Genomic DNA, 25707 nt, shown 5'->3' on the forward strand with positions numbered 1-25707 from the left:
GATCAGCCGACCTGGCTCGTCTCCAGCACGTAATCGATCGTTTCGCCGTTCCAGTTGTATTCGAGATGCGCGGCATGCCGGCAGTCGCGCAGCATTGTCGTGCGGAAGGCGGCGAGGCATTCGCCCTCTGCGTCCCGCACCGACGGATACGCGATCCCCGGCGCCCCCGCCTTGCGCGCCGCGCGCCCGAGCGCCTTGCCGGGGCCGTAATCGTCGGGATCGAGGATGCGCGGGTCGAGGGCCGCGTCCTTCAGTCCGTCGCCACGCAGATCCACCACTTCACCTTGCGCCATCACCGTATAGAGACGCATCTGCTGGCGCAGCGGCGCTTCGTTCGTCGCGGCGAGAAAGAGCGACGAGTGATAGCGCGTTTCCGCGATCGCGGTCTGCCGGCCGCGCGCGCAATAAAACACGCCGTAACTGCCGTCGGAGAAGCGACTGCCGTTTGGATTCAGGTGCGTGAACGCCGCCATGATCGGGCCGCAGCCCGGCCCGAAGCAGCGCTCGTCGGGCGGCACGAGATCGAGTTCGCCGACCTCGGTACGCAGACGGTCGTTGGTCATCGCTTCGAGCGCGTAGAGCGCATCGAAATCGCCTGGTGACGCGACGCGGTCGAACAGGTTCACGGCGGGAAAGCGGGTGGGAATCACGCGATACGCCGGCGACCAGTCGAGTTCGCCGTGAGGCCAGTTCGCGCGCCAGTCTTGTGCTGCGGTACTTGCTCTTTCGGTCACGCCCATCCGCCTCGCATGGCATCGAGATATTGCCGGACGGCGACGAGATCGCTCACATTGCCCGCCAGCATGCGCTCGAGCGCCGGACGACCGCCGAACGGCGGCGCGCTGTTGGGACGCTTGATCCAGGTATCGGCGGCTTCGGGGCTGGGCAGCAGGATCTGCAGCGCCTTGTAGATGCCGAGAATCAGTGAAAGACGTTCGAGCACGTCGCGGCCAAGGCGCGCGCTCTGCGGCTGCGACTTCCATTTGAAGAACGTCGAGCGCGCCGGCGAGCCTAGCAACACGATCTGCTCGTCGGCGGAAAGTGACCAGTCGCGGGCGATATTGAAAAACGCACGCAAGCCGGCCGCCGACAGGTCGCCCAGGCCAGGCATCGGTCGCGGCGTCGCTAGCCCCGGCTCCGCTGGAGTTGCGCGGGCGGCATTGGTCATGTTGGTGAGTCTCCATTTGAACTTGATTTTTATAATAGTCCATATATGGATTGGGTCAAGCGATTTGTCAAGTGTCGGGCCGATTTACTCTGCGTCGCCATCCGCGGGACCGTAGCGTCGTCCCGGCACGTGGCTTCGCAGGACCTCGGCGATGTCGGAGGTCGTGCAATCGGCGGGGACAGCGCGGCGCTGGATGCAAGGATCGTTTTTCACGACCCATTCGACGAGCCGGTACGAAGGCCCCCATGGTTGATCGAACGGCGCCGACAGACGGCACTCGTGAAGCGCCAGCGCGTGCTGGGACTTCATTTCCGATGCGAGATTGCGAGACGATGCGTTGGCAGACATGATCCGTCCTCACTCACGTTGATGCTCATCGGCCACTGGCCGAACAGGGAAGCCGTCGCGGGTTGCGGCGGCAGACATAATCGCGAGGTGAGTGTGGCGAGCGAGAATTAAGAGCGCCTTAAGGGCGCTTCGAATCGTCGGACGAAAACGTTTGGCATTTTTGCGACGCCTTTTCGATCGCGCTTTGCCATCGGCGCCCGTTACTGTATATTCATACAGCTTAATTGCCAGAAGAGACCGGATCGGAGGCACATCGAATGATGAATGCTCGCAATGGCAACTCCGAGGCTGCGGCGCTCGAGCGCTTCATGCGCGCAACACGGGCCGTATCGGCTGCATTCGACGCCACCCGCGGCGAGCCCGAACTCGCACTCGGTGGCCGATCGGTGGCGCGGGCGCTCAAGCGTCTGGATGCCGCGCTGCAGGAACTGGAGACTTCGGAGCGCACGCTTGACGCTATACTTTCGCGCGCTGCGGATCACTAATCAATTTGGAGCGACTGTCTTGAAGCCCGTATTCCTCACTGTTTTGCTGTTGGCGGCATCGTCGAGCGTGCTGGCTGCCGAGCGTTACACCGAAGTCTGGAATCCGCCCGAGGCGCAAACCGTGAAGGGCAAGGCAAAGACGCGCGGCGTCATGCCGGTGCAGGCGAAAAAGAAGCACAAGAACGTGACGTCGGTGAAGAAGGTCGCCGACAAGTCTTCCGTCGCGCAATCGCAGTCGCAATCCGTTCCCGCGCCGCGCGTGAAGCCGGCGCCGAAGCAGGTGGACCCGCTGATGAACCTGCCGCGCAAGATCGGGCCGGACGGGCAGGTGATGCGGGTGAGTTATCCGGGCGGGTAAGCGGCCTCACAGGTTTTCATCGCATGCAAAAAGGGCGCTCCGACGAGCGCCCTTTTTGCATTTCGGACATCGCCCTCAAAAGGCGGATCGCACGACGCCACCATCCACGCGCAATGCCGCGCCCGTCGTCGCCGACGAGGCTTCGGAGCACACATAAACCACCAGGTTCGCGACTTCCTCGGGCTGCGCAAACCGCTTGATGAGCGAACTGGGCCGCGCTGTTTCGAAGAACTCGTGCTCGACCTCGTCGAACGACTTTCCGCCACTCAGCTTGTCCACGAATTCCTCGACGCCGTCCGAGCGCGTCGGCCCCGGCAGCACGGCGTTGACCGTCACGCCGGTGCCCGCGCAGGTTTCCGCAAGCCCGCGCGAAAGCGCGAGTTGCGCCGTCTTAGTCATGCCGTAGTGAATCATCTCGACCGGAATCTGGACTCCGCTCTCGCTGCTGATGAACACCACGCGTCCCCAGTTCTTCTCCTTCATCTTGGGCAGATAAGCGCGCGTGAGCCGCACGCCCGACATCACGTTGGTATCGAAGAAACGCTGCCAGTCTTCGTCGGGAATCTCCTCGAACGGCTTCGGATCGAAGATGCCCAGGTTGTTTACAAGGATGTCGACGGCCGGAAAGTGCGCGACGATCGCATCCACCTGCGCGCGCTCCGCCAGATTGCCCGCGAAGCCTTCGACCTTCGCGCCAGCAACCTCCGCGCGCAACTTCGCGAGCGCGTCGTCGACGGACTTCTGCGTGCGGCTATTCACGATCACGCGCGCGCCTTCCTGTGCGAGCCCGACTGCGATCGCGTAGCCGATTCCCTTCGTCGAGCCAGAGACGAGGGCGAGCTTGTCGTCGAGATTCAGCTTCATCGATTCGATCCTCCAAAAAAAGAACGGCTGACGAGCGAGAAGCCCGTCAACCGTTTCGTGTAGAACGAGCCAGTTCGGAAACTTAGCACCGTTCCGCGTACAACGCAGAGCGCATCAGACGTGTGTAAAGAACGTTCTTATAAACGTCCCATCAACAGGAGGACGATCACTACAACCAGTACGACGCCGAGAATGCCGCTCGGACCGTAGCCCCAGCTACGGCTGTGCGGCCAGGAAGGAATGGCCCCGACCAACAACAGGATCAGGATGATCAGCAAGATGGTTCCGATCGTCATGTCGACTTCTCCTTATACAAAGATCGCGGAATTTGGATGGGAAATGCGCGCTCGTTCAAGAATGCGAATGACGGCGTGCCACGCGACGGATGTGGAGCCGCCGCGAATCCCTGTGTTGTGCGATCGATGGTGAGCATTGAGCAAAGCCCATGCCAAAGGAGCGAAAGCCTTGTGCGGGAAGGGAGAGCGCCGCGCGCAGGGGCGCGGCGGAGTGTCGCAGGGGGAGTGCGCTCGGCAAAACTTGCACAGTTCTGCCAGCGTTTTGTAGGCGCCGTGTCGGCTGGCGGCGCCGCGCGGATTCTTCAGAACAAGCCGCGGAACGCCCAGAAGAGGCCGCCGGCAAGCGCGATCGATACCGGCAGCGTCAGAATCCACGCCAGCGCTAGACTGCGCACGGTGCGCCATTGCAGGCCGGAGCCGTTGGCGGCCATGGTCCCGGCGACGCCCGACGAGAGCACGTGCGTCGTGCTGACGGGCAGGCCGTAGACATCGGCGGCGCCGATCGTCAGCATCGCGACGAGTTCCGCCGATGCGCCTTGTCCGTAAGTCAGATGCGTCTTGCCGATGCGCTCGCCGACCGTCACGACGATACGTTTCCAGCCGACCATCGTCCCGAGCCCGAGGGCGACCGCCACGGCGACCTTGACCCAGGTCGGAATGAACTTGGTCGCGTGATCGATCTGCTTCTTGTAGTTGCCGAGGACGGCGTCGTCGTCTGCGGAGAACGCGGGCGCCTTCTGCTTCGCCATCAGGCGCAGCGCCTCGGACGCGATGTACATGTTGTTGCGCACGTTGTTCACGATGCCCTGCGGCAGCGCCGAGATCGCGCCGTTCGGCCGCACTTGCGAATCGATGATGTCGACCACTTCTTCACGGCAATCACCGTCTCCGGCGCGAGCGTTTTCGTCTGTACGTAGTGTTCGACCGTGGCGCGCGGATCGGCGACGGGCGCAGCGCCCCCGGTGTAACGCTGGAGCACTTCTGACGCGTGATGGCTGACCGAGAGGAACGTCTGGGTCTCGCCGGCGTTCACGGCCTTGTTGAGCGCGTAGGCGGTCGGCACGGTGCCGATCAGGATCAGCATGATGAGGCCCATGCCCTTCTGGCCGTCGTTCGAGCCGTGCGCAAACGAGACGCCCGTGCACGTGAGGATCAGCAGGCAGTGGATCCAGAACGGCGGCGGCTGGTTCTTTTCCGGCTCCTTGTAGAGCGCGGGCACGCGCACGACGAGTTTCAGCACGTAAAGCAGAAAGCCTGCGAGCACGAAGCCGATGATCGGCGAGAACAGCAGCGACTTGCCGACCGAAAGCGCCTGGCTCCAGTCGACGCCCGACGTCCCGTTGGTGCCGTGCAGTATCTGGTTCATCAGCCCGACGCCGATCACCGAACCGATCAGCGTGTGCGAACTCGAAGAAGGAAGGCCGAGCGCCCAGGTCCCGAGATTCCAGATGATCGCGGCGATGAGGAGCGCGAACACCATCGCGAAGCCCTGCGAGCTTCCGACGCCGATGATCAGCTCCACCGGCAGCAACTGCAGGATGCCGAAGGCGACGGCGCCGCTTGAAATCAGCACGCCGATGAAGTTCCACGCGCCGGACCAGACGACGGCGAGATTCGGCGTCAGCGAATGCGTATAGATCACCGTTGCGACGGCGTTGGCGGTATCGTGGAAACCGTTGACGAATTCGAAGCCAAGCGCAATAAGTAGCGCCACGCCGAGCAGCACATACGGAAGCAGCGACGACTGCTGCACGCCTTCCAGGTCCTGGAGAAGATGCGTGATGCAGTAGATCGCACCCACGGTGATGACGAGCAGGAACAGTAGCAACGCGAGCCGCTGTCCGGTGGAACGGCCTTCTCGTGGCTGGGAAAGGCGAGATCGGGCATGGTGCGTCCTTGGATGGGCGTGGCTGTGGGTCCGGGAGATCCGGATGCGCTGCGCTTCGCGCCCCGGCAGGCAGACATGGTTGCATCCGTTTTGTGTCGGCTTGATGACTGCGCCGGGTTGTCATTTCGTATGAACAGACGCGGCCGAGCGCGTAACTCGTGAGGTTTCGATGACGTCCTGGGTTGAATCGGCGCTGGTGGCATCGGAGAAGACGTTTGATGAACTGGCCGGGGCGCTCGAAGCAGGGCCGCCGTTCGCGGGCGTCGAGGTGGAGCGTCTGGCGGTCGTCACGCAGGAACTCGAAACGCATGCGCCCGGCTGGTGCCTGTCGGTCGAGCATCACGGGGACGCGCGCACGCTTCACGCCGTGGAGATCGTGGAGGCTCGGCTGTCGGGCGTCACGCGCTGCCGCAAGTTCGCGCGGCCGATGGGGGACGACGTCGGGGCGTCGTTGAGTGAGCTGGTGGCGTCCGGCGACGCGCCTGCCGCGCTCCAGCATGTCGAGCCGGAGATGGCTCCGGCACACGAGTCGAGGCGCATGCAATGGCGCATCGGCAGCGTGCTGGCGGTGCTCGCGGCACACGATGGCGAACGCACGACGCTGACGCTCGCCGCGCCCGCCGACTCGGCGGATGCGCTCGGCGCGGTTTTCGACGTGGCGCGCGCGGTCGTCGATGCCGCGCCGTTCCATCTTCTGGCCGCCGCAGATGACGCGGACACGTCCGACGCACCGGCGGTGCACGCGTCGACGATCGACGTGCCCCGGCAATCGACGACCCGTGAGGCGTTCGTCGCCATCGCGGCGTCGATCGCGGCGCACTGGTTCGGCAACGAGGCTGGCGCACTCCGCTTGCTCGAAGTCGAACGCGTGCATCAGTTGCGCGTGGCGCAACGGCGGCTGAAGACGTTGCTGAAACTGTTCCCCGATTGCGTCGACGCTGCGTGGCGCGAGACCATCGCGCCGGAACTGGAATGGTTCGGCGACCTGCTCGCCGATGCGCGCGACTGGGACGTCTTCACCGACACCACGCTCGCCGCCTGGGCCGCGGCCGACGCGGAAGGGGCGCCGTCGTGGCAGAACGCCATCGATGCCGCCGACGCGCAGCGCATGGGCGCGCGCGAACGACTCGATGGCGCGCTGCACTCCACGCGGTACGCGCGGCTGACGCTCGCATTCGTCGAGTGGCTCGCGCGGCTCGAAGCGCACGGCAGGCACGGCGGCCACGATAGCGTCGACCTCGCAAAGTATGCGAAGGAGCGCATCCGCAAGCACTATCGCAAGATCGCGGACGTCGCCGATCTCACGACGCTCGATGCGCACTCGCGGCATCGCGTGCGCATCCACGCGAAACGGCTGCGCTATGCGCTCGAATTCCTGCGCTCGCTCGCGACGCGACGCACGCGCAATACCGTCGCCAAGCGTCTGTCGCACCTGCAGACGGTCCTTGGCGAGGCGAACGACGCCGCGGTTGCCGCCGACCGGCTCTCAGCCTTGCCCGACGTGAGCGACTACCAGCGCGGCTTCGCGCGCGCCTGGGCGGCGGTGTCGGAGGCGAAGGACGCCGGGGAGGGCGAGCGCATTCTTCGCTCCATCGAACCGCCGCGGCTGAAGTCGCCGGATTAGCCGCATGAGCCAGCGACCCGGACGCCCGTCCGCGACGCCGATATAATCCGCGCGTTCCGTCCACGTCTGCACCATGATCGAAAAAAACGCGCATCAACCCGGCGACACGCTCGAAGTCGGCGGCTCCGTCTGGCTGCGAAGCGGCGCAGAGACGCTCGGCGGCGCGGCGCGCATCGCGCTGCTCGCCGCGATCCGCGAGACCGGCTCGATCACCGGCGCGGCAAAGTCGGTCGGCATGAGCTACAAGGCCGCGTGGGACGCCATCGACGCGATGAACAATCTCGCGGGCGAACCGCTCGTCGTGCGCGCGAGCGGCGGCAAGGGCGGCGGCGGAACGACGCTGACGCCGGCGGCGCTGCGTCTCATCGATACGTTTCGTGCCATCGAGCGCGCGCATCACGCGTTTCTGCAACAGGCCGGCGCGGCGATCGAGGGTTTCGCGGAAAACTGGCAGCTGATCAGCCGGATCGGCATGAGGACGAGCGCGCGCAACCAGCTGGCCGGCAAGGTGGCGACGGTGATGCGCGGCACCGTCAACGACGAGGTGCAACTGGCGCTGCCGGGCGGGCAGGTGGTGGTCGCCGTCGTGACGCACGAGAGCACCGAAGCGCTCGGGCTCGTGCCCGGCCGCGACGCGGTCGCGCTCATCAAGGCGTCATGGGTCATGCTGATGACGGGCGATCCGGCGCGGCTCTCGGCGCGCAACCAGTTGCAGGGAACCGTCGCGCGCGTGACGCGCGGCGCGGTGAACGCAGAAGTGTCGCTCGCCATCGACGACTCGACCACCGTCACCGCGATCGTCACGAACGAGAGCATCGATACGCTCGCGCTCGCGGCGGGGCGGCCTGCGGTCGCGGTATTCAAGGCATCGAGCGTGATTCTTGGCGCCGGTTTCGGCGGCTGACGCGTAAAACGGCGCGGCTTACGCAGCCGCGCGATACGGCGCGGGCGCCTCAGTGCGTCGAATCGGCGCGTCGTAGTGGCCGGCCTTCCAGCGCGCGCGTACGAACGGGCGCTCATGTCCCGACAATTCGAGCGCGATCTGGGTGATCCATTGCTGCGTCGGCACGGGAATGCCGTGCAGCGTGATCGCGACGACGGCGAGGCTCGCCGCGACTGGCGCGGGCGCGATCCGCCCCGCCTCCGCGCGCCACGCGAGGCGCGCGAACGCCACCGCAACTGCGGCGCCGAGCGCGCAGCCCGCGACGACTTCCGACACCGAATGCGCATGCAGCAGGACGCGCGACACGCCGACTACGACGCCCGCGACCATCCCGAAGGCCACGCCCGACGCGCGAATCGCCCCGCGAGCGGGCAGCAGCGCGACGAACAGCGCAACCGGAAGCACAGCGGTTGCAACCATCGCGTGGCCGCTGATGCCGGTGAAATCCCAGCCGCGCAGTCCGACGCCCCAGCCGAGAAACGCGATCTTGCTCAGGAACACGAGCCCGCAGGCGCCGCCGAGCAGCGCGAGCCAGCCGAACACGTACCTGCGCGGATAGCCGATCCCCAGCCACGCGGCCACAGCGAGCGCGAGCGGAATCATTACGCCGACGTTCCCGAGCGCGGTGATGGATAGCCACATGGTGAGAGAAAGACGGGGCATCGAATTATTTTTCTTGGGTGGAACGGCGGTTGCTGCAATGCGGTAGTTCGGCGGGATCGGGCGAAAATCGACCCCGAATCGAACGCGAAGATACCAGTCAACAGATCGTTGGGAACAGTTTACCTGCTTCAGAAATTACCGAAAATTCTCCGAGCGTTGACGAAATTCTGTGCATAAATAACGGCAAGTGACGCTATTTTAACGCTACAGTGCTCATCAGCTCGACGTTTGGCGAGTTTCTGGGTCGGGCCGTTGTACGCATCCCAACGCGAACGATGTTATTGTGCACCGCACAAGTTCTGCCGCGCATGTCTGTCGCGGCCGAACCAACTGCATGCTGTGGAGGCCCCATCAATGCCCAAAAGTCTCACCAATCTCTGGCTGCGCGGTCTGCGTGGCCTGATCTCAGGCCAGCCCGCACCCGCCCGTGCGCCGAAGGCCCGCACACCGGCCAAACAAAAGCGTGCGGCGACCGCCCGCAAGCCGAAAGCACCGACCCCGGTCAAGGCCGCGCCGCCGCCGCGGACGAGCGCCCGGCCGCCGCTGCGCGAATCGCGGGTGCGTCCGCGTGCGTCCGCCTGGGCGCGTGGCAAGTGGGAACGCTCGTTCCATTCGGCGCCGCCGACGGCGGGCCGCTTCGTCAATCACGTTTCCTACGCGCTCTACATGCCGCCGGGAGCGGGGCTCGGACGGGTGCCGCTCGTCGTGATGCTGCACGGCTGCAAGCAGAATGCCGACGAGTTCGCCCAAGGCACGCGCATCAACCTGCTCGCCGACCGCTACGGCTTCGCGGTGCTCTATCCCGAGCAGTCGAAGCACGACCACCCGCATCGCTGCTGGCGCTGGTACGACGATTCGAGCGCTGGCGGCGGCGGTGAGGCGGCGTCGGTCGTGTCGCTCGTGCAGGCAGTTGTCGCGCAACATCGTCTGGATGGCGAGCGCGTCTATCTCGCGGGGATGTCGGCGGGTGCCGGCCTGGCGGCCGTGCTGGCGGTGCGCTATCCGTCGGTCTTCGCGGCGGTCGGGTTGCATTCGGGCGTCGTTTTCGGCGAGGCGAGCTCTGCGATCGGCGCGATGGACGTCATGCGGCGCGGCAGCCGCAGCAATCCGGTCGCGCTGATCGAGGCCAGCGTCGACGTGCGCAACTACCCCGGGATGCCCGCGGTGATCGTGCACGGCGAGCTGGACTCGATCGTCTCGGCCACCAACGCCGACCAGCTCGCAACGCAATTCCTGCGGCTGAACGGCTTTATCGACGCAGCCGGCGCGCGTCGCGCAGGCGAGACGCGCGAGGAAGTGATGCCGGACGGTGTGGTGCGCGATTTCGTCAAGAACGGACGGCGCGTGGTGAAGACCTGCATCGTGCGCGGACTCGGCCACTCCTGGGCCGGCGGCGACGATACGGTCGCCTTCCATTCGTCGAAAGGGCCGGATGCGTCGGCGTTGATGTGGGAATTTTTCAAGCATCAGCGACGCGTCAACCAGTCTGTCAACGACGAACTGCTTGCCTGACGCGGGCTCCGGCGTTTCGTGTGTTGCAAATTTGTCTTTAGGATCAAAGTTCTAGAGGGAAACACTGGTGTTGGGATAGGGATTACCCTATAATCGATTCTGTAATAGGTATTTACCCTACTCTTCGAGGTGCACCATGTATCTGCTCAGCCGCTTGTTCCTGTTCCTGACCAAGACGCCCGACCAACGCGATCGTGAACGCGACGACGCTTATCTCGCCGAAGCCACCGACATCTACGATCTCGAATATCGCATGAAGACGCTGGATCGCCTCGCTTCGAAGCGTACTCCGTCGTGGCTCGCGCAGTAAGAGTCGGGCGCCTGGCAGGGCGCAACGCGCTTCCCGCGCGCAAGCTTCAAACGTAAATGCCGGCTCGCGAGCCGGCATTTGCTTTTGGCGCCGTTTCTTCCCAGCGCCAGTCTTCCATTCCTTCAGATCACCTTCACGCGCACAGCGACGTTGTTACGCGTCGCGTTCGAATACGGGCAGACCTGGTGGGCCGCATCGACCAGTTGCTGTGCTTCCTCGGCCGCCATGCCCGGCAGCGTAATACGCAATTCGACGTCGAGCGCGAAGCCGCCGTTGTCGTTCGGACCTACGCCGACATCGGCGGCCACGGTCGTATCGGCCGGAATCGCGCGCTTTTGCTGGCCGGCGACGAACTTCATCGCGCTCAGGAAACATGCCGAGTAGCCGGCCGCGAACAGTTGTTCCGGGTTCGTGCCGGGCGCGCCCGTGCCGCCGAGTTCTTTCGACGCGCTCAATTTCACATCGAGTTGCTCATCCGACGAAACCGCCCGGCCGTCGCGGCCGCCCGTGCTCGTTGCCGTTGCCTTGTAGAGGATGCTCATAAGGTTCTCCATTTCGTTGAATTCGGTTCGAAGTCTTGCCACCACGGGACGAAATATATCGCGATAATTATTAGTGTGCAAATTAAATTATTCCGATCGGCGCGTTCGATCGAAGCTATCAGTTTCCGCTGTATTCGTTCAGGGATGCGCGCAGTCGCACGAGCGAATCGCGCAGCTGCAGGATGCTGCTCGCGTCGGAACCGGCCGCGCAAAAAATCGCCGATGGAATCTCGCGTGCCGACTCCTTCAGCGTCCGACCCGCGTCGGTCAGGCGGATATGCACCTGTCGCTCGTCCTCGACTCCGCGAATCCGCTCGACGTATCCCTGCGCTTCGAGACGCTTGAGAAGCGGTGTCATCGTCGCGGAGTCGAGGCTCAGGCGCATCGCGATTTCCTTGACCGTCAGGTCGTCGCTTTCCCAGAGCACGAGCATCGCCAGATACTGCGGATAGGTCAGATCGAGCTTTTCGAGCAGCGGCTTGTACGCTTTCGTCATCGCGAGCGAGGTCGAATAGAGCGCGAAGCACAATTGCTGGTCGAGTTCGAGCGGGAAGTTTTCTGGCGTGGTCATGGCGATGAGTCCCGAGCGCAAGTGGCCGATCGCGCTAGTGTACGGAAATCCTTCGCGCACGAAGGAATGCACAAAAAAACGGGCGCCATGAAGCGCCCGTTTTTCAAGCCGCCGCAAGCGACGAATTACGTGTCCTTCGGGCCCGACGCGTCCGGAATGTCCGGCGTATCCGGCGACTGCACGCCGAAGCAGCCGCGATACGTCGCGTAGAAAGAGCAGTAGAGCGCGGTCGTCACGAGGATCGACGCGGGCATCAGCACCGCGAGCGCGACTTCCTGGCTCACGCCGAGCGCCTGCATCAGCGCAGTCAGACCGAACGACACCGCAATCGCGATCGCGATCCACAGCACGCCGTAGAAGACGAACGCGCCGCGATTGCGCCAGCAGCCGACGAAGCTGAAGAAGAGCGCCTTCGCCGGCGGCACGTCGTGCCACGCGACGAGAATCGGCGCGAACCAGAACAGCATCGCGACCGGAAGGTATGCGGCCATCGCCACCAGCACGGCGAGCGGGCTGAAGCTCGCCGCGACGGTTTCCGGATCGCCGGTCGGCCCGCTACCGAGCATCATCGAGAGCAGGATGCCGCCGTCGACGAGCGCCGACAGCGCGAAAATCGCCGCCATCGCGACGATATACAGCGCGCCGAGCACGAGCAGCCGCCGCGAGACGACGCTGCCGTACGAGCGAAAGCCGTCGACGAGCACGATCGGCCAGACGGGCTTGCCGGCGATCGTGTTGCGGCACGCGGCCATGAAGCCGACGGCGACGCCCGGAATCAGCAGAAGCGGCAACAGCGGGCCGATCAGCGGAATGCGCGAGATCAGCGTCATGACGAACAGATACGCGAAGAACACCGTGAGAAAGGCGAGCGGATTGCGGCGGAACAGCCAGATGCCCTGGCGGAACCACACGTAACCGGCTTTGGCGGGGACTTCGATCAGTTGCATAAATGAGCTTTACCGTGAGGCTGGGTGAGGTGCGGCGTTGACGCGTTCGCGCAGGATGCGTTCGAAATGTCCCGGGTCGTGCGGCTTGAGCATTTCGGCCTCACGCGGACGATAAAAATCGTACAGGCGCGACACCCAGAAGCGCAGTGCGCCCGCACGCAGCATGTCGTTCCAGTGGCGCTCTTCGGCCGGCGTGAACGGACGCACGGTCTGGTAGGCGCGCAGCATTGCGTCGACGCGCGCCGTATCCAGCACGCCGGTCGCGAGGTCGATGCACCAGTCGTTCACGCACACGGCGACATCGAAGAGCCACTTGTCGACGCCGGCGAAATAGAAGTCGAAGAAGCCGCCGAGGCGCACGTGATCCGCCGTGTGCGCGAACAGCACGTTGTCGCGGAACAGGTCGCAATGGCACGGGCCTTCGGGCAGCGACGCGTAATCGGGCGAGCCGAAAAACGCCGCCTGATGCGCGAGTTCGGTTTCGATCAGCGCGCGCTGGCCGTCGGTCAGGAATTGCAGGATCGCGGGGACATTTTCCTGCCACCACGCGAGACTGCGCAGATTGTGCTGATGCTGCGGAAAATCGCGGCCCGCGAGATGCAGGCGCGCGAGCATCTGGCCGACCTCGATGCAGTGCGCGGGCGTCGGCGCCAGTTCCGGCGTGCCTTCGAGCTTTGTGACGATGGTCGCGGGCTTGCCGTTGAGCGTGGCGAAGAGCGCGCCGTCGCGGCGCGGCATCGGATCGGGAACCGGCACGCGGTGCGACGCCAGATGGCGCATCAGGTCGAGGTAGAACGGCAGTTGCGTCGCGGTGAGGTTCTCGAAGATCGTGAGCACGTACTGGCCGTGCGTCGTCGTCAGAAAGAAATTGCTGTTTTCGATCCCCGACTGGATGCCGCGAAAGTCGACGACATCGCCGAGATCGTAGTCTTGCAGCCAGTCTTCGAGCTGGGAAGCGGTAACGGGAGTGAATACGGCCATGCGTGAACGTGGGTCAGGTTGGACGGCTGGCTCGTTCAAGCGCATGGCGCGCGACGCTGCCAGTCCGGCGGGCCGCGCTTGCGGCAGCGGCTGCCAGGCGGGAATTGTAGAGGGTCGCGGGAAACGTCCCGCAAACGGTCAGTAACGCAGCTTAATAACGCAAATTCACAGACGGCAGGCGCGTGCTCGCCTTGCCGTTGTCGCGCACCGACGGCGACGTGTCGGCGGGCGCGCTCATCTGATAGCGCGTGCCGAAATTCGACTGCACGTTGATCTCGACGGGCTTGCCCTTGTCGCGATATTCGGTGATTTCGGTGCCGTTCGTGCTCAGTTCGTGGTAACTCGGCGTGCGCGGCGGAGAAATTTCGACTTTCGAACTCGCCGTGGCGGCGGGGCGGTTGATTGCCTTCAGGTCGGGAAGCCCGGCGGCCTCTTCCGGCGACATCGCGTGAGGCGCCGGCGCTTGTTCTGCCGCGGGCGCCGGCTGCGCCATCACGCTGATGCTGCCGGCGGCGAGGACTGCCGCGACGGCGGCAGAGAAAAGCGGCTTCATGGTGGTTCTCCAAATGACTGGGCCGGATTTTAGCAAAACGCATCCGCCAAAGGTTCGCGCAACGCCTTATTTTGCGCCGCTTTTGGCGAATCCGACCGCCGCGTCATAAAGGTGTTGCAACGCGCACGCAGCGAGCATGGGCTTCATGGTTCTGGCGTTCTTCCGTGGTAATGTCGATTCATCACACGAGCGCGCCAGATCATGACAAACGACCGCACACAAAGCACTCAGGCCACGCCCGCCAACGATTTCCCCACGGAATCCTTCGACGACCCCGTAGCCGCCGTCACGCGCCTGTCGGCGATTTATGAAGCGAACACCTCATTCCTGCGCGATGCGTTCGCGCGTTATCGGCGCAATGAGCACTTCACGCATCGCGTGCGCGCCTGCTATCCGTTCGTGCGCGTGCGTACCGAGCTGAATACGCAGATCGATTCGCGGCGCTCGTACGGCTTCGTCGCCGGGCCGGGCATCTTCGAGACGACGCTCACGCGGCCCGACCTCTTCGGCGACTACTACCGCGAGCAGTTGCGGCTCTTGACGAAGAACCATCATGTGGGCATCGAAGTGGGTGTGTCGGCGCAACCGATCCCGATTCATTTCGCGTTCGCCGAGGGCATCCATCTGGAAGGCGATCTCGATCGCGACCGGCTGCTCGCGATGCGCAACATCTTCGATACGCCCGACCTCGCGCTGCTCGATGACCGCATCGTCAACGGGACGTACGAGCCGGCCGCGGGCGAGCCGCATCCGCTTGCGCTCTTCACGGCGGCGCGCGTCGATTTCTCGCTGCACCGGCTGCGCCACTATACGGCCACGCTGCCGACGCATTTCCAGAACTACGTGCTCTACACGAACTACCAGTTCTATATCGACGAGTTCGTGAAGCTCGGCCGCACGATGATGTCGCGTGCCGACGATGATGAAACGCGCGCCTATCGCAGCGAGTATTCGTCGTTCGTGGAACCGGGCGACGTCATCACGTACAACGCGAACCTCGGCGAGCAGTTCGAGGACGAAGGCACGCCGCCCGCGCGCCTGCCGCAAATGCCCGCGTATCACCTGAAACGCGCGGACGGCAGCGGCATCACGATGGTCAATATCGGCGTCGGGCCGTCGAACGCGAAGACGATCACCGATCACATCGCGGTGCTGCGTCCGCACGCATGGGTGATGCTCGGCCACTGCGCGGGATTGCGCAACACGCAGCGCCTCGGCGACTACGTGCTCGCGCACGGTTATGTGCGCGAGGACCACGTGCTCGATGCGGACCTGCCGTTGTGGGTGCCGATTCCGGCGCTGGCCGAAGTTCAGGTTGCGCTGGAGAAGGCGGTCGCGCAGGTCACGCAGCTCGAAGGCGCGGAACTGAAGCGCGTGATGCGCACGGGAACGGTCGCGAGCGTCGACAACCGCAACTGGGAGTTGCGCGATCATCGCGAGCCAGTGCAGCGCCTGTCGCAAAGCCGCGCGATTGCGCTCGACATGGAAAGCGCGACCATCGCCGCGAACGGCTTTCGCTTCCGCGTTCCGTACGGCACGCTGCTATGCGTTTCGGACAAGCCGCTGCATGGCGAACTGAAGCTGCCCGGCATGGCCGACCAGTTCTATCGCGCGCAGGTGGACCAGCATTTGCAGATCGGCGTGAAGGCGATGGAACTGCTGCGGATGAACGGACTGTCAAGGCTCCACAGCCGCAAGCTGCGCAGCTTCGCGGAAGTCGCGTTCCAATAGGCGCCACAAAGAAAGCGGGCGGTCTTCGAAGGAAGACCGCCCGCTTCGCTATGGATCACAGATAGAACATCCGGTCTTCGTCGGACTTGCCTTCGGCCGGCTGTTCGCCCGTTTCCTCGCGGTCTTCGTAGAACTTGAGCACCGCGTCGAGCACCTGATCGGGGTCGTCGATGACCTGCATCAGGTTCAGGTCCTTCTCCCCGATCACACCGTTCGTGAGCAGCGTGTCCTTGAACCACGCGAGCAGGCCCGACCAGAACTCCGCGCCGACAAGCACGATAGGCACATGGCGCGACTTCTTCGTCTGGATGAGCGTGAGCACTTCGGCCAGTTCGTCGAGCGTGCCGAAGCCGCCGGGCATCACGACGACCGCATCCGAATTCTTCACGAACGTGACCTTGCGCGTGAAGAAGTGACGGAAGCGCAGCGAGATGTCCTGCCACTGGTTGCCTGACTGCTCGTGCGGCAATTCGATGTTCAGCCCGACCGACGGAGACTTGCCCGCGTGCGCGCCTTTATTGGCCGCTTCCATGATGCCGGGGCCACCGCCTGAGATCACGGCGAAGCCCGCATCGGAGAATCGCTGGGCGATTTCGATGGTCAGTTTGTAGTAGGGCGACTCCGGTTTCAGACGCGCCGAACCATAGATGCTGATGGCAGGCCGGATCTCCGAGAGGTACTCGGTCGCCTCGATAAACTCTGCCATAATCGTGAACATCTGCCACGATGCGCGAGCCTTTTTGGCCGTCGCGCGCTCTTGATCTGCGAGCGATCGCAGACTCGGAATCACTTTTCTCTTGTTCATAATGCCTGAAGAACTAAGTCTTGAAGGTAAGACCCTGCTATTGGTCGACGGTTCTAGCTATCTCTACCGGGCCTACCATGCGATGCCGGATTTACGCGGCCCCGATGGCGGGCCGACTGGCGCGCTGTATGGCATGATCAACATGCTGCGCCGCTTGCGGCGCGAAATCAATGCAGAGTATAGCGCGTGCGTATTCGACGCCAAAGGCAAGACGTTCCGCGACGACTGGTACGCCGACTACAAGGCCAACCGGCCCTCGATGCCCGATGACCTCTCCCGGCAGATCGAGCCCATCCATGTGACCGTGCGTGCGCTCGGCTGGCCGCTCGTGATGATCGAAGGCGTCGAGGCCGACGACGTCATCGGCACGCTCGCGGTCGCGGCCGAGAAGCGCGGCATGAAGGTGATCGTGTCGACGGGCGACAAGGATTTGGCACAGCTCGTGACTGATCGTGTCACCCTCATCAATACGATGACCAACGAGACGCTCGACCGTGCCGGCGTGTTGAACAAATTCGGCGTGCCGCCGGAGCGGATCGTCGATTACCTGTCGCTCATCGGCGATACGGTCGACAACGTGCCGGGCGTCGAGAAGTGCGGGCCCAAGACGGCCTTGAAATGGCTCGCACAATACGAAACCCTCGATGGCATCGTCGCACATGCAGGGGAGATCAAAGGTGCGGTAGGAGACAATCTGCGCAAGGCTCTCGACTTCCTGCCGATGGCGAAAAAGCTCGTCACCGTGCACACGGAATGCGATCTGGGCGCGCAGATCGAGTTGATCGAAACCACCTTGCCAAGCCGTCCCGAAGCACGCGACGAACTGCGCGACCTCTTCACGCGCCACGGCTTCAAGACGTGGCTGCGCGAAGTCGAGATCGCCGATGCCGTGGAAGGCCCGACCGACACGCCGCCCGCCGAGGCCACGGAGATCGTCCATCACTACGAGACCGTGCAGACCTGGGAGCAGTTGGACGCATGGCTCGCGAAGATCGATGCCGCCGGGCTGACCTCGTTCGATACGGAGACCACGTCGCTCGATCCGATGGTCGCGCAGATCGTGGGGTTGTCGGTGTCGGTCGAGCCGGGACACGCAGCATATGTTCCGCTTGCGCATCGCGGGCCGGATGCGCCCGACCAGTTGCCGCGCGATGAAGTGCTTCAGAAACTCAAGCCGTGGCTCGAAGACGGATCGAAGAAGAAGGTCGGTCAGCATCTGAAGTACGACGAGCAGGTGCTCGCGAACTACGGCATCGAACTGAACGGCGTCGAACACGACACGCTGTTGCAGTCGTATGTGCTGGAGTCGCATCGTCCGCACGACATGGACAACCTCGCGCTGCGCCATCTCGGCGTGAAGACGATCAAGTACGAAGACGTGGCGGGCAAGGGCGCATCGCAGATCGGCTTCGACGAAGTCGCGCTCGACAAGGCCTCGCAGTATGCCGCCGAAGACGCCGACATCACGCTGCGCCTGCATCAGGCGCTGTATCCGCAGGTCGCGGAGGAAGAAGGGCTGCTGCGCGTGTATCGCGACATCGAGCTGCCTACCGCACGCGTGTTGCGCAAGATGGAGCGCAACGGCGTGCTGATCGATCGCGAGAAGCTGCAGAAGCAAAGCAGCGAGATCGCGACGCGCCTGATCGAACTCGAAGGCATCGCGTATGAACTCGCGGGCGGCGAATTCAATCTGGGCTCGCCGAAACAGATCGGGCAGATCTTCTTCGAGAAGCTGCAGTTGCCGGTCGTGAAGAAGACGCCGAGCGGCGCGCCTTCCACCGATGAAGAAGTGCTGCAGAAGCTCGCCGAAGACTATCCGCTGCCGAAGATCCTGCTCGAGCATCGCGGCTTGTCGAAGCTGAAGTCCACCTATACCGACAAGCTGCCGCGCATGGTCAACGCCGCCACGGGCCGCGTGCACACGAACTATGCGCAGGCGGTGGCGGTCACCGGCCGCCTGTCGTCGAACGAGCCAAACCTGCAGAACATCCCCGTGCGCACAGGCGAAGGCCGGCGCATCCGCGAGGCGTTCATTGCGCCGCCGGGCAGCAGGATCGTGTCGGCGGATTATTCGCAGATCGAGCTACGCATCATGGCGCACATCTCCGGCGACGCATCGCTGATGCGCGCGTTCGCCGCGGGCGAGGACGTGCATCGCGCGACCGCGTCGGAGATTTTCAGCGTCACGCCGATCGAAGTATCCAGCGATCAGCGGCGCATCGCGAAGGTCATCAACTTCGGTCTCATCTACGGCATGAGTTCGTTCGGGCTCGCGTCAAATCTCGGCATCACGCGCGATGCCGCGAAGCTCTACATCGACCGCTACTTCGCGCGTTATCCGGGCGTCGCAGCTTACATGGAAAACACGCGCACGAGCGCGAAGCAGAACGGCTTCGTCGAGACCGTGTTCGGGCGGCGCCTGTGGCTTCCCGAGATCAACGGCGGCAGCGGGCCGCGCCGGCAAGCGGCCGAGCGCGCGGCGATCAACGCGCCGATGCAGGGCACCGCCGCCGACCTCATCAAGCTTTCGATGATCGCCGTGCAGGACTGGCTGGAACAGTCGAACGTGAAGTCTAAGATGATCATGCAGGTTCACGACGAACTCGTGCTCGAAGTGCCCGAGGAAGAACTGTCGGACGTGCGCAAGCGTCTGCCGGAACTGATGTGCAGCGTCGCGACGCTCAAGGTGCCGCTCGTCGCCGAAGTCGGCGCGGGCGCAAACTGGGAGGAAGCCCACTGACCTTTGAGGGACCGCCGCATGCCGGGCATGCGGCGAGCGGGCTTGTGAGTGCGCTGCAACGGCGCGCACAATGTCCGTCGAGGCGAGCACGCATGCCGATGTCCGAAGAATCAAACGAGTCGTAATAAAGACGAAGCAACGACAAGCAACCATGTGGCATGGGACCAGAGTAAGCGTTAAACCGCAAACTCCGGTCGACAAGGGAGAGTTCTATGCATCGCTTCATCATCGTTGGAGGAGGGGCCGGAGGACTTGAGCTTGCCACGCGTCTTGGCGATCGCTATGGTTCCACCGACCGGAAGAAGACCCCCGAAGCGCAGATCACGCTGATCGACCGCAATCCCACTCACATCTGGAAGCCGCTCCTGCACGAAGTCGCGGCGGGCAGCATGGACCCGTTCACGCAGGAACTCGAATACGCGGCGCAGGCGCTGTGGCACGGCTTCGAGTTCGCGCAGGGCGAACTGGTCGCGCTGGATCGCCGGGCAAAGCGCATCACGGTCGGCGCGTTGCGTGACGACGAAGCCGGCGAACTGATTCCGCAGCGCGAACTCGAATACGACACGCTCATCGTCGCCATCGGCAGCACGACGCACTTTTTCGGCGTCGCGGGCGCGCAGGAAAACTCGATCGCGCTCGATACCGTCGGTCAGGCCGAGCTGTTTCGCAAGCGCCTGATCGCGGCCTGCATGCGCGCGGAGCATCGGCCGCCGGAGCCGGACGTCGTCGGGCAGCCGAGACAGCCGCGCATTCAGGTGGCGATCGTCGGCGCGGGCGCGACGGGCGTCGAATTGTCGGCGGAATTGCGCAACACGGCGCACGTGCTGTCGGCGTACGGGCTGCACAAGCTCGATCCGAAGCACGACATCGGCATCGTGCTGATCGAGGCGGGGCCGCGCATTTTGCCGGCATTGCAGGACCGTGTCTCGACGGCGACTGCCGAACTGCTCACCAAGCTCGGCGTCACGCTGATGACGAGCGAAACCGTCGCGGAAGTCTCGCGCGATTCGATCCGCACGGCGAGTGGCAAGACGATTCGCGCCGACCTGACCGTGTGGGCGGCGGGCATCAAGGCGCCGGCGGTGCTCGGCGAACTCGACGGCCTGCCGACCAATCGCCTTGGCCAGCTGATCGTGCGCCGCACGCTGCAAACCGAAATCGACGACGACATCTTCGCTATCGGCGACTGCGCTGCCTGCGCCTGGCCCGGCAACGAGCGCAACGTGCCGCCGCGCGCGCAGGCCGCGCACCAGCAGGCCAGCTTCCTGATGAAATCGCTTGCTCGCAGGCTCGAAGGAAAGCCGCTGCCGGAGTACACCTATCGCGACTTCGGGTCGCTCGTGTCGCTCGGGCATTACAGCGCGGTCGGCAACCTGATGGGCGGGCTGATCGGCGGGAACATGCTGATCGAGGGGCTCTTCGCGCGCTTCATGTACATGTCGCTGTACCGGCTGCACATCGCGGCGCTGCATGGCTATCCGCGCATGGTGCTCGATACCTTCGCGCACTGGCTGCGCCGTTCCACCGCGCCGCGCGTCAAGCTGCACTGAGGGTTCAAAGCTGTTTAGAATGAGCGGCGCGCCTTCGGGCGCGCAGTTCGAGGCGCGGTCCGAGGTTGCGCCGCGCTTCTTGCCATGCAGCGCCACGCGTCGTCGCATTCCGGGGAACGGCGCGCGGTCTCCGATTCCAGCGTCGTCCGGCGCGATGCAGCCGGCGGCCCTTGGCGGCGTTTGCCGCAGGAGCTTCGTATGCTTAAGCCTGAAGTCGACAGCCTCATCCCGCACGTTCCGTTCGACCGCCGCACCTTCATCAAGGCCACCTTCGGCACCGGCTTCGCCGCCGCCGTGCTGCCCGTCTCGGCGCAAACCATCCATACCGACAGCGACGGCCTCGAAGCCGGCCCCATCGGCGTGCGCGGCGCAGACGGCACGCTCGTCCCCGCCTATCGCGCGCAGCCGAAGGGCAAGACGAAGCTGCCGGTGATCATTGTGATCCACGAGATTTTCGGCGTGCATGAACATATCGCCGATGTCTGCCGGCGCTTCGCGAAGCTCGGCTATCTGGCGATCGCGCCGGACTTCTACACCCGGCAGGGCGACGTGACGAGCCTGAAGTCGATCCAGCAGATCAGCGACCAGATCGTTTCGAAGGTGCCGGACTCGCAGGTGATGTCGGACATCGACGCCACCGCGAAATGGGCAGGCGAGCACGGCGGCGATCTGAACAAGCTCGGCGTCACCGGGTTCTGCTGGGGCGGCAAGTACACATGGCTCTACGCGGAACACAATCCGCGCCTGAAGGCCGCTGTGGTCTGGTACGGGCGCGTCACCGGCGACAAGACGGCCAACAATCCGAGCTTTCCGATCGACAACGTCGCCGAGTTGAAGGCGCCTGTGCTCGGCCTCTATGGAAAGCAGGACCCGAGCATCCCGCAGGACACCCTTGAGCAGATGAAGCAGGCGATCGCAAGCGGTCCAGCGGTCGCGCGCGGCTCACAGTTCGTCGTCTACGACGATGCGCCGCACGCGTTTTTTGCCGACTATCGCCCGAGCTATCGCAAGGCCGACGCCGAGGACGGCTGGCGCCGTGCCGTCGCGTGGTTCAAGAAGCACGGCGTGAAGTAGCGGCGCCGCGCACGGTGTCGCGGATCAGGCTGCCGCGCCCGTCGCCACGGGTCGCGACGGGTTCGCACACCACTCGCTCCACGAGCCGCCGTAGAGCGCCGCGCCGTGCAGCCCCGCGATCTCCATCGCGAGCGCGTTGTGGCAGGCGGTCACGCCCGAGCCGCACTGGAGCACGACGCGATCCGGCGGCGTCTTGCCGATCAGCGCACCGAACGCGTCGCGCAGTTCGTGCGCTGTCCGGAAACGGCCCTCGTCGGTCAGGTTGTCCTTGAAGAAGCGATTCAGCGCGCCCGGGATGTGGCCGCCCACGGGATCGATGGTTTCGTTTTCGCCGCGATAGCGGTCGGCGGCGCGCGCGTCGATCACCATGTGGTCGCGCGTCGTCAGGTTGCGTTCGACCGCGTGGACATCGACCGTCACAGCAAGCGGCTTGCCCGCCTTGAAATTGCCCGTCGAACGCGGCGGCACCTGAGTGTCGAGCGGCTGGCCGGCGGCTTCCCACGCCTGCAAGCCGCCGTCGACGAGCGCGACCGAATCGTGACCGAGCCAGCGCAGGAGCCACCAGAGACGCGCGGCGTACATTCCGCCCTCTGCGTCATAGGCGACGACCTGCTGGCCTTCGTTCAGCCCGAAACCCGCGAGTTTCGCGACGAGCGCCGCGCGATCCGGCAGCGGATGCCGTCCGTTCGTGCCTGTCTTCGCGCCCGACAGATCGCGATCGAGATGCAGGTAATGAGCGCCCGGCAGATGGCCCGCCGCGTAAGCGGCAGCGCCCGCCTCGGGGGCGGCGAGATCGAAGCGGCAGTCGAAGACGAGCACGCTGCCCGGCGCGGCGGCGAGCCGTTCGGCGAGATTGGCGGCGGAAATGAGCGTGGTGTGGTGAGTGTGCGGCATGACGGCTCCTGATGCTCGCCCGGCTTGCCTTGCAAAGAAGGGCGGGCGCTTTCGAGTAGTGGGTACACTAAGTCTAAACAAAAAAGACGCGCTCAAAGGGGGAAGTCGGACTGCCGTTCTTCAAGGCGGCCATCCGCCGGAAATGCAAAAAGCCGCGTTCATTGCTGAACGCGGCTTTTTTCGTCATGAGCGCGGCACGCGCCTCAAATTTCGCCCAGCTGATGCCGCAGGAACTCGTGGAAATGCTGCATGCCCGATTCCATCGGACTCTGGTACGGCCCGACCTGCGATTCCCCGCGCGACATCAGCGCGCGCCGGCCGGCGTCCATGCGTTCGGCGATTTCGTCGTCCTCGCGAGCCGTTTCCATGTACGCGGCGCGTTCCGCCTCGATGAACTCGCGCTCGAAGAGCGCAATCTCCTCGGGGTAATAGAACTCGACGATGTTCGTCGTCTTCTGCGCGCCGCGCGGAATCAGCCACGACACCACCAGCACGTGCGGATACCACTCGATCATGAGACCGGGGTAGTACACCATCCAGATCGCGCCGAATTCGGGCGGCTTGCCGTTGCGGAATTTCAGCACCTCGTCGTGCCATTTCCGGTACGTCGGGCTGCCCGGTTTTTCCAGGTTTTTGTGCACGCCGACAGTCTGCACGCTGTACCAGTCGCCGAATTCCCAGGTCAGGTCGTCGCACGAGACGAAGCTGCCGAGGCCGGGATGGAACGGCGCAACGTGGTAATCCTCCAGGTACACCTCGATGAAGGACTTCCAGTTGTAATTGCACTCGTGGACTTCGACGTGATCGAACATGAAGCCCGAGAAGTCGAAATGCTTCGCGGTGCCAAGACGTGCGAGATCGGCCGCGACGTCGCGGCCCTCGGCCTCGAACAACAGGCCCTGCCAGTTCTGCAGCGGCGTGGCGCCGAGATTCAGGCAGGGCTTGTCCGCGAAATGCGGCGCGCCGAGCAGTTCGCCATTGAGGTCGTAAGTCCAGCGATGCAGGGGGCAGACGATGTTGTCCGCGCGGCCGCGCCCGTTGAGCATGATCGCCTGCCGGTGGCGGCAGACATTCGACAGCAATTCGATCTGCGATTGCTGGTTGCGCACGAGCACGCGCCCTTCGCCCTCGCCGGGCAAAGCGAAATAGCTCCCCGCTTCGGGAACCATGAGTTCGTGCCCGATATAACGAGGACCCTGCTTGAAAAGTGTTTCGAGTTCGCGCGTCAGAAGCGCTTCGTCAAAGTAAGCCGTGACTGGCAGTTGGCTATGGACAGCCTTCAACTGCAATGCATTGCTCAGATTGGACATTCCCACTCCCGATGAAAACGTGAAAGCAGTGAACAACCCAACCATCGAAAAATCGATTTAGGGAGCCCGCGATTATACCCAAATCCCCTTTGCTGGGGCGCCAAGGTCCTGGTTTGGGTCAGATTCGGGCCCGGAGTTCCGGGGATCCGGCGAGGAATTGGCGGCGTTTTCGGACACTCGCACGCGGACGGGACGGGCGCTCGCGCAAGCGCGGAAGGCCCGGTGCGTATAGCGCGCGACGGCGTGGAGGTCGGAAAACCGGCTTTTGCCGTAGAATGTGCGACTTGTTCCCAAAAATTCGATTCCACACCAACGATTCATGGCGAAAACCGCAACAGAGGAAGCCGCCAGCGCGTCAGGCGACAGCGGCACGGCTCTCCCGGAGAATTACGAAGCGGCGCTGACAGAACTCGAGGGGCTCGTCGCGCGCATGGAAGGCGGAGACCTGAGTCTCGAGGAATCGCTCACGGCCTACCGCCGGGGCGCGGCGCTCGTCGGCTTTTGCCAGCAGCAGCTCGAAAAAGTCGAGCAGCAGGTTCGCGTGCTCGACGGCGAAACGCTCAAAGCGCTGCCCGCGGACGTGCGGCGCGCGAGCGAGGGCAACGGAACGACGGCCGGCAACGGGGACGATCTATGACATTCGAACAATGGATGCGCGCCTGTCTCGACCGTGTCGAGACGGCACTCGAACACTATCTGCCGGGCACCGGCGTCGCGCCGGCCAGGCTGCACGAAGCGATGCGCTACGCGGTCCTTGGCGGCGGCAAGCGCGTTCGTCCGCTCCTCTGCCACGCGGCCGGCGAGTTGACCGGCGCGAGTGCGCAGGCGGTCGAAACGGCCAGCGCCGCGCTGGAGATGATCCACGTGTATTCGCTCGTGCATGACGACATGCCCGCAATGGACGACGACGCGTTGCGTCGCGGAAAGCCCACCGTACACGTGCAATATGACGAAGCGACGGCACTCCTCGTCGGCGATGCATTGCAGTCGCAGGCGTTCGTTGCGCTGACGGCCGCTGACAATGGTCTGAACGATGCGCAGCAGGCCGCGCTCGTGCGCGAACTGGCTGTCGCGAGCGGCTCGCTCGGCATGGCGGGCGGGCAGGCGATCGATCTCGAGAGCGTCGGACGGAAGCTGTCGCGGCCGGAACTCGAAACGATGCATCGGAAGAAGACGGGCGCGCTGCTGCGCGCGTCGGTGCGCATGGGCGCGCTCGCGGGCACCACGCCCGACGCGGCGGCGCTGACATCGCTCGACGCCTACGCGGCAGCCGTCGGTCTCGCATTTCAGGTGGTGGACGACATCCTCGACGTCACCGCCGACTCCGCCACCCTCGGCAAAACCGCGGGCAAGGACGCGCAGCACGACAAACCGACCTACGTGTCGATCATCGGACTTGAAGCGTCGCGCGAACTCGCCGCGCAACTGCGCCGCGACGCGCACGCCGCGCTAGAACCGTTCGGCCCGCGCGCAAAGCGCCTCGCCGAACTTGCCGACCTGGTCGTGAACCGGGTGCACTGAACGTTGAATGCGTGAATCCGCCGGCGGCC

26 protein-coding genes and 1 pseudogene are annotated in these 25707 nt (G+C 64.3%); 12 read left to right on the forward strand and 15 right to left on the reverse strand.

From position 1 onward, the window contains the following. Positions 1-2: 2 nt before the first annotated feature. From AWB81_RS12000 to AWB81_RS12010, 3 genes are all read right to left on the reverse strand, one after another. Positions 3-740, reverse strand: a complete 738-nt coding sequence (locus AWB81_RS12000; protein WP_087134914.1) for an RES family NAD+ phosphorylase — start codon at positions 738-740, stop codon at positions 3-5. Further along, entirely contained in the window at positions 731-1168 is a 438-nt protein-coding gene (locus AWB81_RS12005; protein ID WP_062635492.1) for an MbcA/ParS/Xre antitoxin family protein, read from the reverse strand. The genes AWB81_RS12000 and AWB81_RS12005 overlap by 10 nt, the downstream gene beginning before the upstream one ends. 84 nt (positions 1169-1252) lie before the next feature. Next, complete coding sequence (locus AWB81_RS12010; RefSeq protein ID WP_062635494.1) at positions 1253-1516, reverse strand: DUF2866 domain-containing protein; 264 nt, start codon at positions 1514-1516, stop codon at positions 1253-1255. Between the two features lie 257 nt (positions 1517-1773). Between AWB81_RS12010 and AWB81_RS12015 the strand changes: the two genes are divergently transcribed. Both AWB81_RS12015 and AWB81_RS12020 read left to right on the forward strand, forming a co-directional pair. Further along, on the forward strand, positions 1774-2001 hold the full coding sequence (locus AWB81_RS12015; RefSeq protein ID WP_235025777.1) for a hypothetical protein: 228 nt from the start codon (positions 1774-1776) through the stop codon (positions 1999-2001). 19 nt (positions 2002-2020) lie between these two features. Then, positions 2021-2359, forward strand: coding sequence for a hypothetical protein (locus AWB81_RS12020; RefSeq protein WP_062635496.1), 339 nt, complete (start codon positions 2021-2023; stop codon positions 2357-2359). A 75-nt stretch (positions 2360-2434) separates the two neighbouring features. On the opposite strand, the gene AWB81_RS12025 is transcribed toward AWB81_RS12020, so the two are convergent. The 3 genes and pseudogenes from AWB81_RS12025 to AWB81_RS12035 form a co-directional block, all read right to left on the reverse strand. Continuing rightward, the gene (locus tag AWB81_RS12025; RefSeq protein WP_062635498.1) at positions 2435-3223 is read right to left on the reverse strand and encodes an SDR family NAD(P)-dependent oxidoreductase; all 789 of its coding nucleotides are present in this window, start codon (positions 3221-3223) and stop codon (positions 2435-2437) included. Between the two features lie 137 nt (positions 3224-3360). Further along, a complete protein-coding gene (locus AWB81_RS12030; RefSeq protein WP_087134915.1) occupies positions 3361-3519 on the reverse strand; it encodes a DUF3309 family protein in 159 nt (52 codons plus the stop codon). Between the two features lie 302 nt (positions 3520-3821). After that, a pseudogene (locus tag AWB81_RS12035) lies at positions 3822-5406 on the reverse strand (inorganic phosphate transporter). 170 nt (positions 5407-5576) lie between these two features. On the opposite strand from AWB81_RS12035, the gene AWB81_RS12040 reads away from it, so the two are divergent. Beyond that, positions 5577-7031 (forward strand): CHAD domain-containing protein, encoded by a 1455-nt coding sequence (locus AWB81_RS12040; RefSeq protein ID WP_062635500.1) that lies wholly within the window; start codon positions 5577-5579, stop codon positions 7029-7031. Between the two features lie 73 nt (positions 7032-7104). Then, positions 7105-7935, forward strand: coding sequence for a TOBE domain-containing protein (locus AWB81_RS12045; protein WP_062635502.1), 831 nt, complete (start codon positions 7105-7107; stop codon positions 7933-7935). 18 nt (positions 7936-7953) lie between these two features. Here AWB81_RS12045 and AWB81_RS12050 read toward each other — a convergent pair whose 3' ends face one another. Next, complete coding sequence (locus tag AWB81_RS12050) at positions 7954-8637, reverse strand: phosphatase PAP2 family protein (protein ID WP_062635504.1); 684 nt, start codon at positions 8635-8637, stop codon at positions 7954-7956. A 354-nt stretch (positions 8638-8991) separates the two neighbouring features. Between AWB81_RS12050 and AWB81_RS12055 the strand changes: the two genes are divergently transcribed. Both AWB81_RS12055 and AWB81_RS12060 read left to right on the forward strand, forming a co-directional pair. Further along, a complete protein-coding gene (locus tag AWB81_RS12055) occupies positions 8992-10149 on the forward strand; it encodes an extracellular catalytic domain type 1 short-chain-length polyhydroxyalkanoate depolymerase (RefSeq protein WP_062635506.1) in 1158 nt (385 codons plus the stop codon). Between the two features lie 136 nt (positions 10150-10285). After that, positions 10286-10459, forward strand: coding sequence for a DUF3563 family protein (locus tag AWB81_RS12060; RefSeq protein WP_087134916.1), 174 nt, complete (start codon positions 10286-10288; stop codon positions 10457-10459). A gap of 122 nt (positions 10460-10581) precedes the next feature. Here the strand turns inward: AWB81_RS12060 and AWB81_RS12065 are convergent, their stop codons facing one another. The 5 genes from AWB81_RS12065 to AWB81_RS12085 all read right to left on the reverse strand — a co-directional run bounded on the left by AWB81_RS12065 (position 10582) and on the right by AWB81_RS12085 (position 14053). Next, entirely contained in the window at positions 10582-11001 is a 420-nt protein-coding gene (locus AWB81_RS12065) for an organic hydroperoxide resistance protein (RefSeq protein WP_062635508.1), read from the reverse strand. A 118-nt stretch (positions 11002-11119) separates the two neighbouring features. Continuing rightward, positions 11120-11572 carry a MarR family winged helix-turn-helix transcriptional regulator gene (locus tag AWB81_RS12070; protein WP_062635690.1) on the reverse strand — a complete coding sequence of 151 codons (453 nt, stop codon included), beginning with the start codon at positions 11570-11572 and terminating at the stop codon, positions 11120-11122. A gap of 125 nt (positions 11573-11697) precedes the next feature. Beyond that, positions 11698-12519, reverse strand: coding sequence for a BPSS1780 family membrane protein (locus AWB81_RS12075; protein WP_062635510.1), 822 nt, complete (start codon positions 12517-12519; stop codon positions 11698-11700). Between the two features lie 9 nt (positions 12520-12528). After that, on the reverse strand, positions 12529-13500 hold the full coding sequence (locus tag AWB81_RS12080) for a homoserine kinase (protein WP_062635512.1): 972 nt from the start codon (positions 13498-13500) through the stop codon (positions 12529-12531). A gap of 151 nt (positions 13501-13651) precedes the next feature. Beyond that, complete coding sequence (locus tag AWB81_RS12085) at positions 13652-14053, reverse strand: hypothetical protein (protein WP_062635514.1); 402 nt, start codon at positions 14051-14053, stop codon at positions 13652-13654. Positions 14054-14254: 201 nt separating this feature from the next. On the opposite strand from AWB81_RS12085, the gene AWB81_RS12090 reads away from it, so the two are divergent. Continuing rightward, the gene (locus AWB81_RS12090; protein WP_062635516.1) at positions 14255-15784 is read left to right on the forward strand and encodes an AMP nucleosidase; all 1530 of its coding nucleotides are present in this window, start codon (positions 14255-14257) and stop codon (positions 15782-15784) included. 55 nt (positions 15785-15839) lie between these two features. Here AWB81_RS12090 and AWB81_RS12095 read toward each other — a convergent pair whose 3' ends face one another. Then, entirely contained in the window at positions 15840-16589 is a 750-nt protein-coding gene (locus AWB81_RS12095; RefSeq protein WP_062635518.1) for an LOG family protein, read from the reverse strand. Between the two features lies 1 nt (position 16590). Here AWB81_RS12095 and polA point away from each other — a divergent pair, with 1 nt between their 5' ends. The 3 genes from polA to AWB81_RS12110 all read left to right on the forward strand — a co-directional run bounded on the left by polA (position 16591) and on the right by AWB81_RS12110 (position 21953). Next, positions 16591-19329: a DNA polymerase I gene (polA, locus tag AWB81_RS12100; RefSeq protein WP_062635520.1), complete on the forward strand. Its 2739-nt coding sequence runs from the start codon at positions 16591-16593 to the stop codon at positions 19327-19329. Between the two features lie 212 nt (positions 19330-19541). Further along, a complete protein-coding gene (locus AWB81_RS12105) occupies positions 19542-20879 on the forward strand; it encodes an NAD(P)/FAD-dependent oxidoreductase (protein WP_062635522.1) in 1338 nt (445 codons plus the stop codon). 198 nt (positions 20880-21077) lie between these two features. Continuing rightward, positions 21078-21953, forward strand: a complete 876-nt coding sequence (locus AWB81_RS12110; protein WP_062635692.1) for a dienelactone hydrolase family protein — start codon at positions 21078-21080, stop codon at positions 21951-21953. A 24-nt stretch (positions 21954-21977) separates the two neighbouring features. Here AWB81_RS12110 and AWB81_RS12115 read toward each other — a convergent pair whose 3' ends face one another. Beyond that, a complete protein-coding gene (locus tag AWB81_RS12115) occupies positions 21978-22847 on the reverse strand; it encodes a sulfurtransferase (protein WP_062635524.1) in 870 nt (289 codons plus the stop codon). Positions 22848-23050: 203 nt separating this feature from the next. Then, positions 23051-24157 carry an aromatic ring-hydroxylating oxygenase subunit alpha gene (locus tag AWB81_RS12120; protein ID WP_062635526.1) on the reverse strand — a complete coding sequence of 369 codons (1107 nt, stop codon included), beginning with the start codon at positions 24155-24157 and terminating at the stop codon, positions 23051-23053. 319 nt (positions 24158-24476) lie between these two features. Between AWB81_RS12120 and AWB81_RS12125 the strand changes: the two genes are divergently transcribed. Both AWB81_RS12125 and AWB81_RS12130 read left to right on the forward strand, forming a co-directional pair. After that, positions 24477-24794 carry an exodeoxyribonuclease VII small subunit gene (locus AWB81_RS12125; protein ID WP_062635528.1) on the forward strand — a complete coding sequence of 106 codons (318 nt, stop codon included), beginning with the start codon at positions 24477-24479 and terminating at the stop codon, positions 24792-24794. Next, positions 24791-25678, forward strand: coding sequence for a polyprenyl synthetase family protein (locus AWB81_RS12130; RefSeq protein WP_062635531.1), 888 nt, complete (start codon positions 24791-24793; stop codon positions 25676-25678). The genes AWB81_RS12125 and AWB81_RS12130 overlap by 4 nt, the downstream gene beginning before the upstream one ends. The last annotated feature ends 29 nt before the right edge of the window (positions 25679-25707 follow it).

This window comes from Caballeronia arationis, from assembly GCF_001544975.2.
Classification (GTDB): domain Bacteria; phylum Pseudomonadota; class Gammaproteobacteria; order Burkholderiales; family Burkholderiaceae; genus Caballeronia; species Caballeronia arationis.

What these genes read in the sequence shown, in the direction of transcription:
- AWB81_RS12000 (WP_087134914.1), bottom strand. Translation starts at nt 740, where the DNA reads ATGGGCGTGACCGAAAGAGCAAGTACCGCAGCACAAGACTGGCGCGCG.
- AWB81_RS12005 (WP_062635492.1), bottom strand. Translation starts at nt 1,168, where the DNA reads ATGACCAATGCCGCCCGCGCAACTCCAGCGGAGCCGGGGCTAGCGACG.
- AWB81_RS12010 (WP_062635494.1), bottom strand. Translation starts at nt 1,516, where the DNA reads ATGTCTGCCAACGCATCGTCTCGCAATCTCGCATCGGAAATGAAGTCC.
- AWB81_RS12015 (WP_235025777.1), top strand. Translation starts at nt 1,774, where the DNA reads ATGATGAATGCTCGCAATGGCAACTCCGAGGCTGCGGCGCTCGAGCGC.
- AWB81_RS12025 (WP_062635498.1), bottom strand. Translation starts at nt 3,223, where the DNA reads ATGAAGCTGAATCTCGACGACAAGCTCGCCCTCGTCTCTGGCTCGACG.
- AWB81_RS12030 (WP_087134915.1), bottom strand. Translation starts at nt 3,519, where the DNA reads ATGACGATCGGAACCATCTTGCTGATCATCCTGATCCTGTTGTTGGTC.
- AWB81_RS12040 (WP_062635500.1), top strand. Translation starts at nt 5,577, where the DNA reads ATGACGTCCTGGGTTGAATCGGCGCTGGTGGCATCGGAGAAGACGTTT.
- AWB81_RS12045 (WP_062635502.1), top strand. Translation starts at nt 7,105, where the DNA reads ATGATCGAAAAAAACGCGCATCAACCCGGCGACACGCTCGAAGTCGGC.
- AWB81_RS12050 (WP_062635504.1), bottom strand. Translation starts at nt 8,637, where the DNA reads ATGCCCCGTCTTTCTCTCACCATGTGGCTATCCATCACCGCGCTCGGG.
- AWB81_RS12055 (WP_062635506.1), top strand. Translation starts at nt 8,992, where the DNA reads ATGCCCAAAAGTCTCACCAATCTCTGGCTGCGCGGTCTGCGTGGCCTG.
- AWB81_RS12060 (WP_087134916.1), top strand. Translation starts at nt 10,286, where the DNA reads ATGTATCTGCTCAGCCGCTTGTTCCTGTTCCTGACCAAGACGCCCGAC.
- AWB81_RS12065 (WP_062635508.1), bottom strand. Translation starts at nt 11,001, where the DNA reads ATGAGCATCCTCTACAAGGCAACGGCAACGAGCACGGGCGGCCGCGAC.
- AWB81_RS12070 (WP_062635690.1), bottom strand. Translation starts at nt 11,572, where the DNA reads ATGACCACGCCAGAAAACTTCCCGCTCGAACTCGACCAGCAATTGTGC.
- AWB81_RS12075 (WP_062635510.1), bottom strand. Translation starts at nt 12,519, where the DNA reads ATGCAACTGATCGAAGTCCCCGCCAAAGCCGGTTACGTGTGGTTCCGC.
- AWB81_RS12080 (WP_062635512.1), bottom strand. Translation starts at nt 13,500, where the DNA reads ATGGCCGTATTCACTCCCGTTACCGCTTCCCAGCTCGAAGACTGGCTG.
- AWB81_RS12085 (WP_062635514.1), bottom strand. Translation starts at nt 14,053, where the DNA reads ATGAAGCCGCTTTTCTCTGCCGCCGTCGCGGCAGTCCTCGCCGCCGGC.
- AWB81_RS12090 (WP_062635516.1), top strand. Translation starts at nt 14,255, where the DNA reads ATGACAAACGACCGCACACAAAGCACTCAGGCCACGCCCGCCAACGAT.
- AWB81_RS12095 (WP_062635518.1), bottom strand. Translation starts at nt 16,589, where the DNA reads ATGAACAAGAGAAAAGTGATTCCGAGTCTGCGATCGCTCGCAGATCAA.
- polA (WP_062635520.1), top strand. Translation starts at nt 16,591, where the DNA reads ATGCCTGAAGAACTAAGTCTTGAAGGTAAGACCCTGCTATTGGTCGAC.
- AWB81_RS12105 (WP_062635522.1), top strand. Translation starts at nt 19,542, where the DNA reads ATGCATCGCTTCATCATCGTTGGAGGAGGGGCCGGAGGACTTGAGCTT.
- AWB81_RS12110 (WP_062635692.1), top strand. Translation starts at nt 21,078, where the DNA reads ATGCTTAAGCCTGAAGTCGACAGCCTCATCCCGCACGTTCCGTTCGAC.
- AWB81_RS12115 (WP_062635524.1), bottom strand. Translation starts at nt 22,847, where the DNA reads ATGCCGCACACTCACCACACCACGCTCATTTCCGCCGCCAATCTCGCC.
- AWB81_RS12120 (WP_062635526.1), bottom strand. Translation starts at nt 24,157, where the DNA reads ATGTCCAATCTGAGCAATGCATTGCAGTTGAAGGCTGTCCATAGCCAA.
- AWB81_RS12125 (WP_062635528.1), top strand. Translation starts at nt 24,477, where the DNA reads ATGGCGAAAACCGCAACAGAGGAAGCCGCCAGCGCGTCAGGCGACAGC.
- AWB81_RS12130 (WP_062635531.1), top strand. Translation starts at nt 24,791, where the DNA reads ATGACATTCGAACAATGGATGCGCGCCTGTCTCGACCGTGTCGAGACG.